At 69.8% G+C, this 18,089-nt stretch carries 16 protein-coding genes and 3 pseudogenes; 12 read left to right on the forward strand and 7 right to left on the reverse strand.

Annotation, left to right across the window (positions count from 1 at the left end; translation table 11 throughout):
- The first annotated feature begins 69 nt into the window (after positions 1–69).
- The 3 genes from CP976_RS13535 (at position 70) to CP976_RS13545 (ending at position 2,629) form a co-directional block, all read left to right on the forward strand.
- A complete protein-coding gene (locus tag CP976_RS13535; RefSeq protein WP_150480586.1) occupies positions 70–1,125 on the forward strand; it encodes a Strvi_7410 family MBL fold metallo-hydrolase in 1,056 nt (351 codons plus the stop codon).
- Positions 1,126–1,174: 49 nt separating this feature from the next.
- Positions 1,175–1,630 carry a nuclear transport factor 2 family protein gene (locus CP976_RS13540; protein WP_150480587.1) on the forward strand — a complete coding sequence of 152 codons (456 nt, stop codon included), beginning with the start codon at positions 1,175–1,177 and terminating at the stop codon, positions 1,628–1,630.
- A gap of 93 nt (positions 1,631–1,723) precedes the next feature.
- Entirely contained in the window at positions 1,724–2,629 is a 906-nt protein-coding gene (locus CP976_RS13545) for a helix-turn-helix domain-containing protein (protein ID WP_150480588.1), read from the forward strand.
- A gap of 4 nt (positions 2,630–2,633) precedes the next feature.
- Here CP976_RS13545 and CP976_RS13550 read toward each other — a convergent pair whose 3' ends face one another.
- Positions 2,634–3,449 carry an SAM-dependent methyltransferase gene (locus CP976_RS13550; RefSeq protein ID WP_150480589.1) on the reverse strand — a complete coding sequence of 272 codons (816 nt, stop codon included), beginning with the start codon at positions 3,447–3,449 and terminating at the stop codon, positions 2,634–2,636.
- A 33-nt stretch (positions 3,450–3,482) separates the two neighbouring features.
- Positions 3,483–4,172: a phosphotransferase gene (locus CP976_RS13555; protein WP_150480590.1), complete on the reverse strand. Its 690-nt coding sequence runs from the start codon at positions 4,170–4,172 to the stop codon at positions 3,483–3,485.
- A 290-nt stretch (positions 4,173–4,462) separates the two neighbouring features.
- Between CP976_RS13555 and CP976_RS13560 the strand changes: the two genes are divergently transcribed.
- Genes CP976_RS13560 through CP976_RS13580 form a run of 5 tightly spaced genes read left to right on the forward strand, consistent with a single transcriptional unit; the run spans position 4,463 to position 9,833 of the window.
- On the forward strand, positions 4,463–5,680 hold the full coding sequence (locus tag CP976_RS13560; RefSeq protein ID WP_150480591.1) for an SCO2321 family membrane protein: 1,218 nt from the start codon (positions 4,463–4,465) through the stop codon (positions 5,678–5,680).
- Entirely contained in the window at positions 5,677–6,309 is a 633-nt protein-coding gene (locus CP976_RS13565) for an SCO2322 family protein (RefSeq protein ID WP_150480592.1), read from the forward strand. The genes CP976_RS13560 and CP976_RS13565 overlap by 4 nt, the downstream gene beginning before the upstream one ends.
- Positions 6,296–7,378: a CbiQ family ECF transporter T component gene (locus CP976_RS13570; RefSeq protein WP_150480593.1), complete on the forward strand. Its 1,083-nt coding sequence runs from the start codon at positions 6,296–6,298 to the stop codon at positions 7,376–7,378. Before CP976_RS13565 ends, CP976_RS13570 begins: the two co-directional genes overlap by 14 nt.
- A complete protein-coding gene (locus tag CP976_RS13575) occupies positions 7,375–9,012 on the forward strand; it encodes an ABC transporter ATP-binding protein (protein ID WP_150480594.1) in 1,638 nt (545 codons plus the stop codon). Before CP976_RS13570 ends, CP976_RS13575 begins: the two co-directional genes overlap by 4 nt.
- A complete protein-coding gene (locus CP976_RS13580) occupies positions 9,009–9,833 on the forward strand; it encodes an ECF transporter S component (protein ID WP_150480595.1) in 825 nt (274 codons plus the stop codon). Before CP976_RS13575 ends, CP976_RS13580 begins: the two co-directional genes overlap by 4 nt.
- Before the next feature lie 220 nt (positions 9,834–10,053).
- On the opposite strand, the gene CP976_RS13585 is transcribed toward CP976_RS13580, so the two are convergent.
- Entirely contained in the window at positions 10,054–10,974 is a 921-nt protein-coding gene (locus tag CP976_RS13585; protein ID WP_150480596.1) for an alpha/beta hydrolase family protein, read from the reverse strand.
- A gap of 131 nt (positions 10,975–11,105) precedes the next feature.
- Here CP976_RS13585 and CP976_RS13590 point away from each other — a divergent pair, with 131 nt between their 5' ends.
- Entirely contained in the window at positions 11,106–11,696 is a 591-nt protein-coding gene (locus CP976_RS13590; protein ID WP_150480597.1) for a TetR/AcrR family transcriptional regulator, read from the forward strand.
- 3 nt (positions 11,697–11,699) lie between these two features.
- Here CP976_RS13590 and CP976_RS13595 read toward each other — a convergent pair whose 3' ends face one another.
- On the reverse strand, positions 11,700–12,935 hold the full coding sequence (locus CP976_RS13595) for a cytochrome P450 (protein WP_150480598.1): 1,236 nt from the start codon (positions 12,933–12,935) through the stop codon (positions 11,700–11,702).
- A 216-nt stretch (positions 12,936–13,151) separates the two neighbouring features.
- Between CP976_RS13595 and CP976_RS13600 the strand changes: the two genes are divergently transcribed.
- A complete protein-coding gene (locus CP976_RS13600; protein WP_150480599.1) occupies positions 13,152–14,321 on the forward strand; it encodes a steroid 3-ketoacyl-CoA thiolase in 1,170 nt (389 codons plus the stop codon).
- Here the strand turns inward: CP976_RS13600 and CP976_RS43675 are convergent.
- Together CP976_RS43675 and CP976_RS43680 are read right to left on the reverse strand one after the other, a co-directional pair.
- Entirely contained in the window at positions 14,305–14,496 is a 192-nt protein-coding gene (locus CP976_RS43675) for a DUF397 domain-containing protein (protein ID WP_150485337.1), read from the reverse strand. The two genes, CP976_RS13600 and CP976_RS43675, sit on opposite strands and share 17 nt — an antisense overlap.
- Before the next feature lie 11 nt (positions 14,497–14,507).
- Positions 14,508–14,888, reverse strand: a pseudogene (locus tag CP976_RS43680) (DUF5753 domain-containing protein); the annotation flags it as partial.
- A gap of 1,828 nt (positions 14,889–16,716) precedes the next feature.
- Here CP976_RS43680 and CP976_RS13615 point away from each other — a divergent pair.
- On the forward strand, positions 16,717–17,115 hold the full coding sequence (locus CP976_RS13615; protein WP_150480600.1) for a hypothetical protein: 399 nt from the start codon (positions 16,717–16,719) through the stop codon (positions 17,113–17,115).
- Between the two features lie 379 nt (positions 17,116–17,494).
- Here CP976_RS13615 and CP976_RS13620 read toward each other — a convergent pair.
- Positions 17,495–17,686, reverse strand: a pseudogene (locus tag CP976_RS13620) (transposase); the annotation flags it as partial.
- On the opposite strand from CP976_RS13620, the pseudogene CP976_RS13625 reads away from it, so the two are divergent.
- Positions 17,674–17,877: pseudogene (locus CP976_RS13625) on the forward strand (helix-turn-helix domain-containing protein); the annotation flags it as partial. The pseudogenes CP976_RS13620 and CP976_RS13625 overlap by 13 nt on opposite strands.
- Positions 17,878–18,089: the final 212 nt, after the last annotated feature.

An 18,089-nucleotide genomic window follows, 5' to 3' on the forward strand; every position in this document is an offset into this window, starting at 1 on the left:
TCTGACGGTGTTTCAGAAACTGATACCAGTTCTCGTTATAGTGGGCAATGGCCGTGGAACGGAGGGCACATGCAGAGCAGCCAGGACCGCGAGCCCGCCCCGGCGGTGTACGACCACGGCGGAGGTGTCCGGTCCCTGCGGGTCCCCATCCCGGACAACCCCCTCGGCCACACGCTGGTGTACGTCGTCGACACCGACCGGGGCCCGGTACTGATCGACACCGGCTGGGACGACCCGGCGTCCTGGGACACCCTCGCGTCCGGCCTCACCGCCTGCGGCACCTCGGTCGACGGGATCCACGGTGTGGTCGTCACCCACCACCACCCCGACCACCACGGCCTGTCCGGCCGGGTCCGTGAGGCCTCGGGCGCCTGGATCGCGATGCACGCGGCGGACACCGCGGTCGTACGGCGGACCCGGGGGGCCCGCCCCGAGCGCTGGTTCTCGTACATGACGGCCAAGCTCGCCGCGGCCGGCGCCCCGGAGGAGCACATCGCACCCCTGCGCGCGGCCCGGCCCCGCACCCTGCCCGGCCTCTCCCCCGCCCTGCCCGACCGCGACATCGTCCCCGGCGAACTCCTCGACCTCCCCGGCCGCCGCCTGCGCGCGATCTGGACCCCGGGGCACACCCCGGGCCACGTCTGCCTCCACCTGGAGGAGACCCACCCGGCGCAACTCCCCGGCCACGGCCGCCTGTTCTCCGGCGACCACCTGCTGCCCGGGATCACCCCGCACATCGGCCTCTACGAGGACCCCGACGACACCACGGTCACCGACCCCCTGGGCGACTACCTCGACTCCCTCGAACGCGTCGGCCGCCTGGCCCCCGCCGAGGTGCTCCCGGCCCACCAGCACGCGTTCCCCGACGCCGCCGCCCGCGTCCGCGAACTGCTCGCCCACCACGAGGCCCGCCTCACCGACCTGCTGGCCCTCCTCGCCGAGCCGCTCACGCCCTGGCAGGTCGCCGAGCGCATGGAGTGGAACCGGCCCTGGGCCTATATCCCCCACGGCTCCCGCACCATCGCCGTCTCGGAGGCCGAGTCCCATCTGCGCCGGCTGGTCAAGGCGGGCAGGGCGGAGGCGGTGCCGGGGAGCGATCCGGTGACGTACACGGCGGTGCAATGAGGTGGCAAACCAGGCGGAGGACGGGCCGCCGGGGTGCTACGAAACGACCATGGACCCCATGGAACGCCTCCTCGCCGAACGCGCCTGCGAGCGCGTGATCATCGACTTCGTCCACCGGCTCGACCTGGGTGAACCCTCCTCCGTGGCCGAGCTGTTCACCGAGGACGGCGTCTGGCAGTGGCCGGAGGACGGGCGGCGGGTCAAGGGCCGGGACGCCCTGCGCGCCTACTTCGGCTCCCGCCCCGCCGACCGGCTGTCCCGCCGCACGATGTCCAACGTCCTGGTCACGGTGGTGTCCCCGGACGCAGCCGAGGCGGTCTCGTACTTCACGACGTACCGCGTCGACGGCTACGACGGCGGTATGGTCCCGGCCGGGCCGCCGGTCCAGGTCGGGCACTACGAGGACACGTTCCACAGGGCCGACGGCGCCTGGCTGCTCGCCTCCCGGACGCTGCACCTGCCCTTCGGCGGAGCCACGCCGCGGGCGAACTCGCCTCTGACATGAGCCGGATGGTGTCAGGGCGTGGCCCTAGGATGCATATGCCGCGGCGCGCTCACAGGCGTGCGGAGTTGCGTTCCCCCGCAAGGAGACATGCCCATGGGCACCGAAGAGGCCGCTCGTACGACGCCCGGCAGCGGAGCCCTGGACAGCGGATCGGCCGGGCCCATGGTGCCGCGGCTGGCGCTGGGCGCACGGCTGCGCGGGCTGCGGGAGGAGCGGGGCATCGGCCGTGCGGACGCGGGTCATGTCATCCGGGCCTCCGCGTCCAAGATCAGCAGGATGGAGACCGGCCGGCACGGGTTCAAGCTGCGCGACGTCGCCGATCTGCTCACGCTCTACGGCGTCACGGACGAGGCCGAGCGCGCGACCCTGCTGGCGCTGGCCGAGCAGGCCAACACCCCCGCCTGGTGGCAGTACTACAGCGACGTGGTGCCCACCTGGATGCAGACCTACCTGGGCGCGGAACAGGCGGCGAGCGTCATCCGCTGCTTCCAGGTCCAGCGCGTTCCCGGGCTGCTCCAGACCCCCGACTACGCACGCGCCGCCATCCGGCTCGCGCACCCGGACGCCGGGGCGGGGGAGTTGGACCGCCGGGTCGCGCTGCGGATGACCCGCCAGCGGATTCTGCACCGGCGGCCGGCGACCCGGTTGTGGGCCGTGATCGACGAGGCGGCGCTGCGTCGCCCGGTGGGCGGCCCCGACGTCCAGCGCGCGCAGCTCAGGCATCTCATCGAGATCTGCGGGCTTCCGCAGGTCACGGTCCAGATCCTGACGTTCAGCAGTGGCGGCCACGCCGCGGAGGGCGGCCCGGTCACGATTCTGCGCCTGCCCGGCGGCGAGTTGCCCGACGTGGTCTACCTCGAGCAGCTCACCACCGGTCTCTATCCCGACCGGCCGGCCGAGATCGAGTGCTACTGGGACGCGATGAACCGGCTGGTGGTCGAAGCCGAGTCACCGGACGAGACTCCGACCATCCTCCACCGCATCCTTCAGGAGACCTGAGAAGTCAGCGTTTCAGGGCGACACCGCCGTACTGGTGCACCTCCGCGGGGAGATCCAGGGCCGCGGCGTCGGGGCGCCAGCGCGAGCAGGACGTGACGCCCGGCTCGAGCAGCTCCAGACCGTCGAAGTAGCGGGCGATCTGCTCGGGGCTGCGCAGGATGTACGGGATCGAGCCGCCGTCGTTGTACTGCTGGATGGCCGCGACGTAGTCCTCGCTGGTGTCGGTGCTGTCGTACTGCACGAGGTAGCTGCCGGAAGACAGGGCGTCCACCAGCTGCGACACGATCGAGCGCGCCTCGTCGTGGTCCTCGATATGGCCGAGGATGCCCATCAGCATGAGGGCGACGGGCTGGTCGAAGTCCAGCGTCTTCCCGGCTTCCCGGATGATCGTGCCCGGCTCGCGCAGGTCGGCGTCGACGTAGTTGGTGACGCCTTCCTCGGTGCTGGTGAGCAGGGCGCGGGCGTGGGCCAGCACCAGCGGGTCGTTGTCGACGTAGACGATCCGGCTCTCCGGCGCCACCCGCTGGGCGATCTGGTGGGTGTTGTCCACGTTGGGCAGCCCGGTGCCGATGTCCAGGAACTGGCGGATGCCCTCCTCGGCGGCGAGGTGGCGGACGGCGCGGGCGAGGAAGTAGCGGGCGGCGCGGGCTCCGGTCTCGATACCGGGGAAGATCTCGCGGAACGCGTCACCGGCCACACGGTCGACTTCGTAGTTGTCCTTCCCGCCCAGCCAGTAGTTCCAGATCCGGGCCGAGTGCGGCACGGAGGTGTCGATCTTGGGGAGCGGCTCCTGCCCGGAGTTCCGCACCTGATCAGTCATGGACGCTCCTGCGTGTGGTCGTGGAGGCCCACGTTAGCTTGAGTGCTGGCGTGTCCGCCCCTGAGACAGGATCAACTCCTCGGCTGCGCCCAGCAGTTCCACTTCCGCAGGGCTCATCGTCGGGTTGACGGACCGGCGGCGCAGGGCCTCCGTCAGGGCGGCCCGGGTGTGGGAGGACGGACCGTCCAGGAGGGCGGTCAGCATGGTGCGGGCCGGGACGGAGAGGGGATCATCGGCGACGGCGGCCTGGGCGAGGATCACGGCGGACGCCGCCCAGTCCAGGGCCGGGTCGCCCTCCTCCGTGTTCGACCAGTCGATGACGCGGGGACCGTCGGGCGTGAGGATCACGTTCTCCGGGTGCAGATCGAGGTGGAGCACCCGGACCGCCGGGTCGGTGGAGCGCAGGGCGGGGATGGCGTGCAGGTGGCGCAGCAACCGGGCGAGGATCGAGCCCGCCTCCGTCGCGTCAAGCGTGCCCGCGAGGCATGCCTGGAGCATGGTCGGGCCGGAGAGCCGTTCCATCACCAGGTCGGTGCGTGAGCCGGACGGGCGGACCCGGGGCACCGGGTAGCCATGGGCGTGCACGTGCCCCATCACCGCGCCCTCCCCGGCCGCGTCTCCCCCACCCTCCCGCTCACGCCGCAGCACCCACGCCTCGTCGATCTCGTACACGTCGGCGCGGCGGCCCGAGCCGAGCAGCCTCCCAGGTGGTGTCGTCGCCATGGGGCGAAGCTATCCGCCCCCACCGGCGCCCTCAGCCCGTTTTGGACGTGCGGGTACAGTAAGCGGGTCGTCATCACACCCGTACGGGGGGAAGCCGGTGCAATTCCGGCGCTGACCCGCAACCGTGTACCGCCCGCAGGGCGGTGAGCCGGATCGCCCCGTGCGGATCGTGACCGGCTCACGTGCCCGGCAGCCCGCCGGTGTACGGCACCGTCGAGGTATACGGAGCCGAGCCGCCGGGGGTGCCCCGTGCTGCCCGGCTCCCCCACAGGGAGAGGCACCCGCCGATCATGAACGTCCGCCGCAGCGCCGCGGTCCTGGCCGCCGTCGCCGTGGTCGGCGCCGCCACACCGGCCGCCGCCGACCCGTCCCCTTCTCCGTCCCAGGCGTTCCCCTCCGCCCTGTACGGCGGCAAGGACCCGAAGTTCGACGGCGTCTGGCGCCAGTCGCTCGCCCTGCTCGCGCAGAAGACGGTGGGTGTGAAGCCGGCGGCGAAGTCCGTGGAGTGGCTGGTGCGCCAGCAGTGCGCGGACGGTTCCTTCGCCCCGTACCGCGCCGATCCCACCGCCGCGTGCGACGCCAAGACCATGGTCGACACGAACCAGACGGCAGCCGCCGTCCAGGCCCTCACCGCCCTCGGCGGGCACGACGCCGTCACCGGCAAGGCCGTCGCCTGGCTGAAGTCCGTCCAGACCAAGGACGGCGGCTGGGGCTACACGCCCGGCGGCGCCAGCGACACCAACTCCACGTCCGTCGTCATCGGCGCGCTGACCGCCGCCGGCGAGAAGCCGCAACAGGTCGAGAAGGGCGGCAAGTCGCCCTACGACGCGCTCCAGAAGCTGACCCTCGGCTGTGACGGCGACGACGCGGGCGCCTTCGCGTTCCAGCCGGACAAGAAGGGCAGGCTCGCCGCCAACGCCGACGCCACGGCGGCGGGTGTGCTGGGCTCACTGGGCAAGGGCATGGTGGTGAAGCCCGGCGAGAAGACCGAGGCCGCGAAGGGCCAAGCCTGCGAGGACAAGAAGACGCCGCAGCAGGCCGCGGCCAACGGAGCCGCCTACCTCACCAAGGCTCTCGCCGAGGACGGCCACCTCACCTCGGCCCTCCCGGGCGCGGATCCCCAGCCCGACTACGGCAACACCGCCGACGCGGTCGTCGCGCTCGCCGCGCGGGGCGACACCGGGCAGGCGGAGAGGTCCCTGAGCTGGCTGGAGAAGAACGCCTCGGCCTGGGCCTCCCAGAACGGTCCCGCCGCCTACGCCCAGTTGATCTTCGCCGCCCACGCGACGGGCACGAACCCGCGCGACTTCGGCGGCACCGACCTGGTGAAGCAGCTGAACGCGACGGGCCCGGCCCCGCAGACCGCAGAGAAGACCCAGGCCGCGGAAGAGGAGAGCGACGCGGACTCGGGCCCCTTCGGCGTCTGGTGGTACGTGGGTGTCTGCCTCGTCGCCGGTGTCGGCATCGGCTTCCTCTTCAGCGGCCGCAGGAACAGGCAGCAGCCGTGATCCGCCGGGCCGTTCTCCTTCTCCTGGCCGCGCTCCTGCTGTGTGCGGGAGCGGGCCAGGCCCAGGCCGCCGGGTACCGGTACTGGTCGTTCTGGGACCGCGACGGCGACCACTGGGTCTACGCCACCCAGGGCCCGTCCATGGCCCGCCCCTCGGACGGCGACGTCCAGGGCTTCCGCTTCGCGGTGAGCGAGGACTCCGCGGATGCGTCCCGGCCGCGGGGCCGGGCGGACTTCGAGACGATCTGCGCGAAAACGCCCGCGCAGGACGGCAAGAAGCGGGTGGCCCTGCTGCTCGACTTCGGCACGACGACGGACGCGCCGTCCGGCGAAACGCCGCCCGCGCCTCGAACGGCCTGCGCACAGGTGTCTCCCGACGCGACGACGGCAGAGGCCCTCGCCACGGTGGCCAAGCCGTTGCGCTACGACACGAACGCCCTGTTGTGTGCCATCTCGGGCTACCCGGAGAAGGGTTGCGGGGAACAAGTGGCCGGGAAGCAGAAGCCGTCCGCGCAGAAGAAGGCCACCTCGGACGACGGCCCGTCCCTCGGCCTGGTGGCGGGAATCGCCGTGGTGGCGGTACTGGGCGGGGCAGCGATCTGGCAGGTACGGCGGCGTGGCCAGTCCTAGCTACGGCGCATCCCTCCACCCCGGTGCCTGGTGGCTCTGGTCCCTTTCCCTCGGCACCGCGGCCACCCGCACCACCAACCCCCTCCTCCTCACCCTCCTCATCACGGTCTCCGCCTACGTCGTGGCCACCCGCCGCCCCGACACCCCCTGGTCCCGCTCCTACGGCGCCTTCGTCAAACTCGCTTTCGCCGTCCTGCTCATCCGCCTCCTCTTCGCCGTGATCCTCGGCTCACCCATCCCCGGCACGCACACCCTCCTCACCCTCCCCGAAGTCGGCCTCCCCGCCTGGGCCCAGGGCATCCGCCTCGGCGGCGAGGTCACCGCCGAGGCCCTCACCTTCGCCCTGTACGACGGCCTGAAGCTGGCCACCCTGCTCATCTGCGTCGGCGCCGCGAACGCCCTCGCCAACCCCTCCCGCCTGCTCAAGTCCCTCCCGGGCGCCCTGTACGAGATGGGCGTCGCGGTCGTCGTGGCCCTGACCTTCGCGCCCAGCCTCATCGCCGACGTCCAGCGCCTCCGCGCCGCCCGCCGTCTGCGCGGCCGCCCGGACAAGGGCGTCCGGGGCCTGCTGCACGTGGGCCTGCCGGTCCTGGAGGACGCGCTGGAGCGCTCGGTGTCGCTCGCCGCCGCGATGGACGCCCGCGGCTACGGCCGTACCGCCCAGGTCCCCGCCGCCGTCCGCCGCACCACCGCCGCCCTCACCCTCGGCGGGCTGCTCGGCGTGTGCGCCGGAACGTACGGTCTGCTCACCGCCGAGGGCGCCGCGTACGGCATCCCGGTACTCCTCACCGGTCTCGCCGCCGCCCTCGCGGGTCTCCGGCTCGGCGGACGGCGCTCGCTGCGCACCCGGTACCGCCCCGACCGCTGGGACGTGCGCGCCTGGCTGGTCGTCACCTCGGGCGCGGCGGTCGCCGCGCTCCTCACGCTCGCCGCCGCCCGGAACCCCGCGGCCCTGCACCCCGGCGTGGTGCCGCTCGTGGCTCCCACGCTCCCCCTCTGGCCCGCGGCGGCGATCCTCCTCGGTCTGCTGCCCGCTTTCGTCGCCCCCGACCCCAAGGAGCCGTCGTGATCCGCTTCGAGGATGTGTCCGTGACGTACGACGGTGCCGGTGAACCCACCGTCCAGGGCGTCGACTTCGAGGTCCCGGAGGGCGAACTGGTCCTCCTCGCCGGCCCGTCCGGTGTCGGCAAGTCCACCGTCCTGGGCGCGGTCAGCGGGCTCGTCCCGCACTTCACCGGCGGCACCCTGCGGGGCAGGGTCACGGTCGCGGGCCGCGACACCCGCACCCACAAGCCGCGCGAACTCGCCGACGTCGTCGGCACTGTGGGCCAGGACCCCCTCTCCCACTTCGTCACCGACACCGTCGAGGACGAACTCGCCTACGGCATGGAGTCGCTGGGCCTCGCCCCCGACGTGATGCGGCGCCGCGTCGAGGAGACGCTCGACCTGCTCGGCCTGGCGGGCCTGCGCCACCGTCCGATCGCCACGCTCTCCGGCGGCCAGCAGCAGCGCGTCGCGATCGGCTCGGTCCTCACCCCGCACCCGAGCGTCCTCGTCCTGGACGAGCCGACCTCCGCGCTCGACCCGGCCGCCGCCGAGGAGGTCCTGGCGGTCCTCCAGCGACTCGTGCACGATCTCGGCACGACGGTCCTCATGGCCGAACACCGCCTGGAACGCGTCATCCAGTACGCCGACCAGGTCGTCCTGCTGCCGGGCCCGGGCGCCGCCCCCGTGCTGGGCCCTCCGGCAGAGGTGATGGCCGTCTCCCCGGTGTATCCACCGGTGGTGGCCCTGGGTCGCCTGGCGGGCTGGAGCCCCCTGCCGATGACCGTCCGCGACGCCCGCCGCCGAGCATCAGACCTACGCAAACAACTCGAGGTTCGGGAGGGCATCGTCCCTCAGGGGCGCGGGGAACTGCGCGACCAGCCCCCCACAAGCCGCACAGCCGAAGTACAAGCCCTCTCGGTCACCCGATCCCGCATCCAAGCCCTCCGCGGCATCGACCTCACCATCACCCCCGGCGAGACGATCGCCCTCATGGGCCGCAACGGCGCCGGGAAGTCCACCCTGCTCAACTCCCTGGTCGGCCTGGTCACCCCCAGCGGCGGATCCGTCCGGGTCGGGGACGCAGTCCCCCACCGCACACCGCCGAAGGCCCTCGTCCGCAAAGTCGGCCTCGTCCCGCAGGAACCCCGCGACCTGCTCTACGCCGACACCGTCGCCGCCGAGTGCGCGGCGGCCGACCAGGACGCGGACGCGGAACCCGGCACCTGCCGTGCCCTGGTCACCGAACTGCTCCCCGGCGTCAGCGACGACACCCACCCCCGGGACCTCTCGGAGGGCCAGCGGCTCGCCCTCGCCCTGGCCGTCGTGCTGACCGCCCGGCCCCCGCTGCTCCTGCTGGACGAGCCGACCCGCGGCCTGGACTACGCGGCGAAGGCCCGCCTGGTCGCGGTGCTCCGAACCCTCGCCGCCGAGGGGCACGCCATCGTGCTGGCCACGCACGACGTGGAGCTGGCCGCCGAGATCGCCCACCGGGTGGTGCTGCTCGCCGACGGCGAGGTGATCGCCGACGGCCCGACGGCGGACGTCGTGGTCTCCTCCCCTTCCTTCGCCCCGCAGGTCACCAAGATCCTGGCCCCGCAGCACTGGCTCACGGTCTCCCAGGTCCGCGCGGCCCTCCAGCCCGGGACCGACTCGTGAGCGCCCAGCGTCAGGCCCGGGCCGTCCGCCTCGGCCCCCGCTCGGTCGCCGCGCTGGCCCTCGTCAGCGCCGTGGGCGTCGTCGCCTTCGGCTGGCCGTTCCTGACCCCGCCCACCTCGCGGCTCAGCGCCCACGCGCAGGACGCGCCCTGGCTCTTCGCGGGCCTGCTGGTGCTGCTCGTGGCGGTGGTGGCCGCGGCGATCTCGGAGACCGGTCTCGGCCCGAAGGCGGTCGCGATGCTCGGCGTGCTGGCCGCCACGGGTGCGGCCCTGCGGCCGATCGGCGCCGGTACCGCCGGGATCGAGCCGATGTTCTTCCTGATGGTGCTGAGCGGGCGGGTCCTCGGCCCGGGGTTCGGGTTCGTCCTCGGCTCGGTGACGATGTTCGCGTCCGCGCTGCTCACGGGCGGGGTGGGCCCGTGGCTGCCGTTCCAGATGCTGGCGATGGGCTGGTTCGCGATGGGCGCGGGCCTGCTGCCGGGCCCGGACCGGCTGCGCGGCCGTGCGGAGCTCGTGCTGCTCGCGGCCTACGGCTTCCTCGCCGCCTTCGCCTACGGCACGGTCATGAACCTGGCCGGCTGGCCCTTCATGAGCGCCCTCGCCTCCCACGTCGCCTTCGACCCGCACGCGGCGGTCGCCGGCAACCTGGCCCGTTTCCTCGCGTACTGCCTGGCCACCTCGCTGGGCTGGGACCTGGGCCGGGCCGTCGTCACGGTCGTCCTGACGCTCACGCTCGGCCCCGCGATCCTCCGGGCGCTGCGCCGCGCCACTCGCCGGGCGGCCTTCGAGACGCCGGTCACGTTCGACGCGCCCCGGACGTGAAGCCCCCCACATGACCCGCGTCACGTACGAAGCGGGGCCGTAGGAACAATGCCCGGTCACGGGACAGGCCTTCCGGGCGCATGCGACCAGACCTAGTAAAAGGGGTTGTTGCGGGCATCCGGTGGGCCTGCTTCTCTGACCAGGCCCACCCCCCAAGAACCGAAGGCGGCGGCCCCCTGATCCCCGGGGCCGTCGCCTTCGTCCACTTGTTCTGGAGCTTCTACTTGCTCTCGATCTTCCCCAACGGGTTGGGGTCCTCCTCCAGCGCGATCACCGCCGCCTTCCAGCTGGTGTCCCCGGGGTGGAGGGCGCTGCGCAGGTAGGAGGTGGTGAGGTGCTGGAGCAGGGCGACGCGTGCGGGACTCTCGTCGGTCGTCTCCGCCACCTCGTAGCCGGGGATGCCCCCGAGCGAGTGCTCCGCCCCGAACAGTGTGAGGAGGCTCTTGCTTCCCGGGCTGTAGGTGTAGGGGTCGGTGAACCAGTCAGGTCCGCGCGTGGACAGCGCGGAGTCGTCGCGGTCCCCGGCGACGATGAGCGCCGGCGTGGTCATGGTGTCGAAGGACGGCCTCATGAAGGGGAGGTGCTCGACGGCGAACGGCGTCAGGTCGTCGCCCAGGCCGGCCGTGGCGAGCAGCACACCCGCCTTCACACGGGGGTCGGACATGTCCTCGCCGGGAACACCGTCGGGGTCGAGGACGCGCGCGCCCAGGAGCGTGCTCGCCGTCTGGGCTCCCCACGAGTGGCCGGCCACGGCGACGCGGTCGCGGTCGACGCGCCCGGCGAGGCCCGGCACGGAGGCTTCCAGAACGTCGAGTCCGTCCAGCACGCGCTTGAGGTCCTCTATGCGGAAGCGCCAGATCCGCGGCGTACGGGGATCGTCGGCGGGCAGGCCCAGCGTCCTGGAGTCCAGGTGGGTGGGCTGGAGGACCACGAAGCCCCGTGCGGCCCAGAAGTCGGCCAGCGGGGCGTAGCCGTTCATCGACCAGCCGAAGCCGTGCGAGAAGACGACCACGGGCAGATCGCCGCCGGTGGCGGGGGCGGACACGCGGACCTGAAGGTCCTCGCCACGGCCCGGGGCGGGCAGGACCACCGGCTTCGCGGAGATCACCGTGGTCGCGTCGGACAGGGAAGTGCCGGGCATGGGAGTGCCTTCCGGTCAGGTCTGTCATCATGAATGAAACGGAACGTCGTTCCGATTACGACACCCAAGATACGGAACACCGTTCCGCTTTACAACCGCACGGAAGTTCAACCGCACGGAAGGACGTCACGGTGAACGACAGCGGCCAGAGCTCCGGAAGCTCAGCCCGGTCCAAGCGCAAGGACGCCCGGCGCAACCAGCAGGCCCTGCTGGACGCGGCCGCCGAGGTCTTCGTCAGCTCGGGCGTGGACGCGCCGGTACGGGACATCGCGGCCAAGGCCGGCGTCGGGACGGGCACGATCTACCGCCACTTCCCCACCCGGGCGGATCTCGTCATCGCCGTCTACCGCCACCAGGTCGACGCCTGCGCCGAAGCCGGCCCGGCCCTGCTGGCGGCCGGCCCGACGCCCCATGCCGCCCTGGTGCGGTGGGTCGATCTCTTCGTCGACTTCCTGGTCACCAAGCACGGCCTGGCCACCGCGATGCAGGGGGACAGCACCTGCTTCGGGCCGCTGCACACCTACTTCCTCGACCGCCTCCTGCCGGTGTGCACCCAACTGCTCGACGCCGCCGCCGATTCCGGCGAGATCCGCTCCGACCTCGACGCCTACCAGTTCATGCGCGGCATCGGGAACCTCTGCGTCGGCGCCGACACCGACCCCCGCTACGACGCGCGCCGGCTGGTCGCGCTCCTCGTCGCGGGACTACGCCAACCGCACTGACCGTCACTGGGACCGAACCCGGAGTTCCTTCACCCCGTTGATCCACGCCGATCGCAACCGGCGTGGATCGTCGACCAGTCGGAGACCCGGCATGGCGTCGGCGATCGCGTTGAAGATGAGGTCGATCTCCAGCACGGCGAGGGACTTGCCCAGGCAGTAGTGCGGGCCGCCGCCTCCGAAACCGAGGTGGGGATTGGGATCGCGGGTGATGTCGAAGTCGTCCGGCTCGTCGAAGACCTCGGGGTCATGGTTGGCGGAGGCGTAGAACAGCCCCACCCGGTCGCCCTTGCGGATCAGCTTGCCGCCCAGCTCGGTGTCCTGGGTGGCGGTGCGCTGGAAGGCGGCGACCGGGGTCGCCCAGCGCACGATCTCCTCCGCCGTCGTCGACGGCCTCTCCCTCTTGTACAGCTCCCACTGCCCGGGGTGGGTGAGGAAGGCGTGCATGCCGTGAGTGATGGCGTTGCGGGTGGTCTCGTTGCCCGCGACGGCCAGCATGAGCACGAAGAACCCGAACTCGTCTGAATTGAGGTTGCCCTGGTCCTCCGCCGCCACCAACTGCGTGACGATGTCGTGGGCGGGACACTGCTTGCGGTCGGCGGCCATGTTCATCGCGTAGGCGATGATCTCCGTGGCCGACTCGGCGCCGACCTCCTCGGTGATGGCGTACTCGGGATCGTCGTACGCGATCATCTTGTTGGACCAGTCGAAGATCTTGTCCCGGTCCTCCTGCGGCACGCCCATCAGCTCGGCTATCGCCTGGAGGGGCAGTTCGCAGGCGACCTGGGTGACGAAGTCGAAGGGGCCGGTGTGCGCGCGGGCGTTCGCCACGATCGCGTGGGCACGGGCCCGCAGCCGCTCCTCCAGCGCGCGGATCGCCCGGGGCGTGAACCCGCGCTGCACGATCTGCCGCACCCGCGTGTGCTCCGGCGGGTCCATGTTCAGCAGGATGAACCGCTGCGCGTCGATGGAGTCGCGGTCGATGTGCTCGTTGAAGCGGATGATCGCCGTGTTGAGGTACGACGAGAACAACTCGGGGTGCGTGGAGACGTACTTGACGTCGGCGTGCCGGGTGACCGCCCAGTATCCCTCGTCCTGGAAACCGGCGAGACCCGCCGGCTGCGGCACCCAGCAGACCGGCTCCACCCGGCGCAGCTCGGCGAACTCCGGCAGCGGCACACGGCTGTGCAGCAGGTCCGGGTCGGTGAAGTCGAACCCCTCGGGCAGCGCGGGACAGGACATGGCGGCTCCCACCACTCGTACCGACTCTGATTCTGACGGCCCATCAGTTGTGCGGAGTTGCGGTGACGGTAGTAACGGGTTCTACAAGTAGCAAGGGGCACGGACCCCCCAATTACTCGCACGACTCTTGCGGTCGGAGAGCAGCCATCAGCACACTGCTGGCAGAACTAGAACGCGTACTAGTTCCGCGTAGCCTCCCGGAGAGGACCCGCACCCATGGCTGCCGAACCCGTGATCGTCGAAGCCGTACGCACCCCCATCGGCAAGCGCGGAGGCGCGCTCGCCAATCTGCACCCCGCCTACCTCCTGGGCGAGACCTACCGCGAGCTCCTCGGCCGCACCGGTATCCCGGCCGACTGCGTCGAGCAGATCGTCGGCGGTACGGTCACCCACGCCGGCGAGCAGTCCATGAACCCCGCGCGCACGGCCTGGCTCGCGATGGGGCTCCCCTACGAGACGGCAGCGACGACCGTCGACGCGCAGTGCGGGTCCTCCCAGCAGGCCTCCCACATGCTGGCCAACATGGTCGCCACGGGCGTGATCGACGTCGGCATCTCCTGCGGCGTGGAGTCGATGTCCCGGGTGCCGCTCGGGTCGGGCTCGAAGCACGGGCCGGGCAAGCCGTTCCCCGACGAGTGGAACGTCGACCTGCCGAACCAGTTCGAGGCCGCCGAGCGCATCGCCCGCCACCGCGGCCTGACCCGCGAGAACGTCGACGCCCTGGGCCTCGCCTCCCAGGAGCGGGCCGCCCACGCCTGGGCGGAGGAGCGCTTCAAACGCGAGACGTTCGCGGTCCAGGTCCCCACGACGGAGGAGGAACAGCACGCCGGGCAGGGCATGTGGCGCCTGGTCGACAAGGACGAGGGCCTGCGCGACACGACGGCGGAGGCGCTGGCGGCCTTGAAGCCGATCATGCCGACGGCGGTCCATACGGCCGGCAACTCGTCGCAGATCTCCGACGGGGCGGCGGCGATCATGTGGGCGTCGAAGAGGATGGCTCGCGCCCTGAAGCTGAGGCCCCGGGCCCGGATCGTGGCCCAGGCGCTGGTCGGGGCAGACCCCCACTTCCACCTGGACGGCCCGATCGACGCGACCAAGGCCGTGCTGGGCAAGGCCGGGATGTCCCTCAAGAACATCGACCTCGTGGAGATCAACGAGGCGTTCGCATCGGTCGTACTGAGCTGGGCGCGGGTCTTCGAGCAGGACCTGGAGAAGGTGAACGTGAACGGCGGCGCGATCGCGCTCGGGCACCCGGTGGGAGCCACCGGGGCCCGGCTCATCACGACGGCGCTTCACGAACTGGAGCGCGCGGACAAGGAGTTCGCGCTGATCACCATGTGTGCGGGCGGCGGTTTGGCCACGGGCACGATCATTCAGCGGCTGTAGCCGCCGTCCAGTTGATGAAGGTGGTGAACGTGGCGGGGTCGAGCTTGAGGATCGGTCCCGCCGGGTTCTTGGAGTCGCGTATGGCGACGGTGGTGTGCGGAATTTCGGCGACTTCGAGGCACTGGCCGCCCTGGTCGCCGCTGTACGTCGACGCGCGCCAGGCCAGGGCCCCGATCGGCGCGCACTCGACGCATTCGCTCCCGCGTGCGCCCCAGCCGAGAACGGCAGGATCTGGATGTTGACCAGCGGGATGTGCTCGAAGGCCAACAGATGGGCCAGTTGCCTACGCATGGTCTCCGGGCCGCCCACCTCCTGGTACAGGACGGACTCGCTGACGACGATCCAGAGGATCGGGGGCTGCTCCTTGTCGAGGATGCGCTGCCGAGCCAGCCGGACGGCAGTGCGGTCTTCCAGGTCGGTGCCGTCCAATACACCGAGAACAGCACGTGCGTACTCGGGCGTCTGAAGAAGGCCGTGAATCGCGTGCGTCTGGAAAGTGCAGATCTCCGTCGCCCGCGCCTCCAGCTCCGCCACCTGCTGAAACCAGGCCGGAAGTCGGCGCCGAAGCCGGTGGACGACCGGTTGTGCCTGCAGGGCGTTCTGTACGCCCTACACCAGGACATCGCCTGGCAACTGTTTGCCGCTGGAGCTAGGGTGCGGCTCCGGACAGACCTGCTGGCGGCGCCCGGACCGCTGGCAACAGGCAGGAGTCTTCGACTAGTTGCACCGCCTGCTATGGGCGAACCCGAACGCGGCCGGCGAGCTCGACTGGTCCCGCGCGTGTGCGGTCGGCTCCCACATCCGCCCGAAACAGCGGGGAGCAGCGACCGGCCCGTCGCCGGTCGACCGCCGGAAAACGGGCAGCAAACACCACCTGATCTGCGACGGACGGGGTACCCCGCTCCACGTCGTCACCCCGCACGAACGTCAACGACATCACCCAGACCCTCGCCATGGTCGACGGCATCCCGCCCGTAGCCGACCGCCAGGGCCATCCCCCGCCGACGCCCTGAGTCCGTCTCCTGGACGACAAAGCGTACGACTCCCGGGCCGCCCGTCGTGAACTGCGCAAACGCCAAATCATGCCGATGATCTCCCGCAAGGGCGCCCCTGAACATCAAGAGCCTAGGCAAGCTCCGCTACGTCGTCGAGCAAACCTTCGCCCTGCTCCACCAGTTCAAACGCCTCGCCATCCGATGGAACGACGCCTCGAACTCCACGACGCCTTCCTCTCGTTGGCCTGCAGTCTGATCTGCTGGAGTCACCTCACAAGGGCCGGATCATGATCCTGTTACGAGCTCTCGTGGGGAGCGGTGGCCGGGCAACCACCAGAGGTCACGAGTGGTCAGGCGAGGAAGAAGCCGCCGCAAGGCGAGCAGAGTCGTTCACCCTCCTCTTCCCAGCATGCGTTCGAAAAATCCGATATATAGACCAATCACAAACGGATTGGTGATCAACCGCATCTTTCGGGGATTGATTCAATGCCCGTAACACCATAAATGGGCAACTTTCCTGGAAAATGGGGTGAATGCGACCAAGATACCGCACCGAAAGAACGTGACGCGCTTCACGTTCCATACGGAGCGTGAGCGGAATCTGTCACTCCGTCACCCGTCTTGCCCCCTTAATCCCATTCTTAGATAACCGCGAATACATCAGAGAGTCGCTGGCGGTAAGCGAGGCTTGACCGGCGAAGCGCCGAAAACAGTGGTCGAGAATGAACTCCCGGTATACAGTCCTGATCACCGCCGGGAATTGTCCATCGCATTGCATGTCTGTGCGACGACAGGATTCGCGCGCCATGAATAGGGGGTTCCTGCGCTTAGCGAGATCCACCGGTTTGGTGTTCCGTGAGACCCAATGACTCAATGACCCAATGGGGAGAAAAATGTTTCGCAAGCTGCGCATGCGCCATCTTGTAACTGTGGCAATTGCCATGCCCACCGCAATGATACTCGCCTCCGGTAGTGCGCAAGCCGCCGGAAACACGACCCTTGTTTACACAGCCGATGGGGGCAGCATTATGGGAGGCAAGGCGATCTTGTTTGGCAACTCGAGCCCGGAAAGACTTCAGGCCTGCGATACAGAGACGGATGGTCACAGCGTCATCGCCCTAGTAACGTGGAACGATTACGGTCCTCACGGTGCGGAAATCGTAGACTCTGATGGATCGTCCGATTTCTGCGATAACAAGCCCGGGAATATAAAGGTAGTGCAGATACCGGAGGGAGCCGGGTACGTGGTTACGGCGTGCCTTTACGAGTCGGGATCCAAGAAGAAGTGGGCCTGCGACTCTAAGTCAGGCTCGGCGTGATCAAAAGCCTCTCCACTGATGTTAACTCAGATGCGCCCAGCTAAAGCGCGTACTCATCACTGAAACAAGAAAGGAACGGCTATGGTCAAATCGTTCACCCGGATTGCAGTTGCCGGCGCATCCCTCGCCTTGGTCTATGCTGGATCTACGCCAGCCTGGGCTGCGGATGATGTGGGAGTTCAGTGGGACAATAAGGTGATATCCCTTTCCGCTGGGCGAGGCGACATGGCCTTCCACGACGATGGTGACGTTTTCGAGGTCTGTGACACCAAAGCGGATGGCGCGGGTGTCACTGGCTATGTGTACGAGAAGGACCCCGTAACGCTGAATGTCAAGATGGTCCGATCCGTCAGTGATGGTGGAGACGCTGGCTGCGGCAAGATCAGCGACTACGACGTCGGCAGATGGCAGGTTTACATGCTCCTTGACAGCCATGCCGCTGGTGTGCCCTCCGTAAAATCAGAGTGGTTCACCGAGTAAGCCACAGAGTCAAGGCTATCTTCAAGTGGCCTGGCGGCTCCGCGTCCATCAGGGACATGGATGGGTCCTCGGACTTCTGTGATAACAGGCCGGAAGGCACTGAGCGACACAATGCGCCGGAAGGCAAGAAGATCGAAATCGCCGTATGCCTGTACGAGAAGTCCATCGGGCACGAATGGGACTGCGGATACGGTTTCAGCGAATCGTAATCTCCTAACCTCGATCCTTCGTGACGGTCTGCCGACGTAGTCGGCGGACCGTTTCGCGTTCCGTGGCTATTGGCGGGCAGGCCGGTGGCCCGACCTGACGTGTCGGGTGGGCGCGGAGTTCCACTGCTCCGGAGACGTGGTGCTGCTCGCAGGGATGGAAAAACTACTGGTCAGACTGGGTTGGGCAGATGATCGAGCCGTCCGAGTGCGCTGGTGACGACATGGGTCCAGGGCCAGTGGTGAGCGAGGCGGAGGATCCGGCGGCGGCCGGTGGCGACGAGCTGGCCGGCCGGGCTGAACAGGCGGAGCCGCAGGCGGCGGGGCTCCCAGAGCCGTGCCTGGTCGTTCAGTGCAAGCGTCGGAGCCGTCCTGGACAGCCCCTTTCTCCGGGTTGAGCCCGCGCGATTTCGGGAAGTTGATGACCGCGCTGCGCCGCGAGGGTGCGGATCCGATGCGGCGGGGCCGGCCGTGGGGGCTGCCCCTGGAAGACCGGGGGTTGCTCGTCGCGGCGTACTGGCGCACCAACCTGACACTGCGCCAGCTCGAGACGCTGCTGATCTGTACGCCGTGCTCGTCGGGGTGATCATCGCCGAGTGCGGGTCGTACACCTCCTTCAGCGGAGTACACGATGCGCCTCACCGTCGGTGAACACGCACCCCGCCACGTCCGCCGTATCGTCCGCTCCTTCCTCGAAGAGTGGCGCATGCCCGAGCTGTCGGACGCCGTCGAGCGGGCGTGACCGAGCTGCTGGCGAACGTCGTACAG

Origin of the sequence: Streptomyces coeruleorubidus (assembly GCF_008705135.1) — a bacterium.
Taxonomy (GTDB): Bacteria; Actinomycetota; Actinomycetes; order Streptomycetales; family Streptomycetaceae; genus Streptomyces; species Streptomyces coeruleofuscus.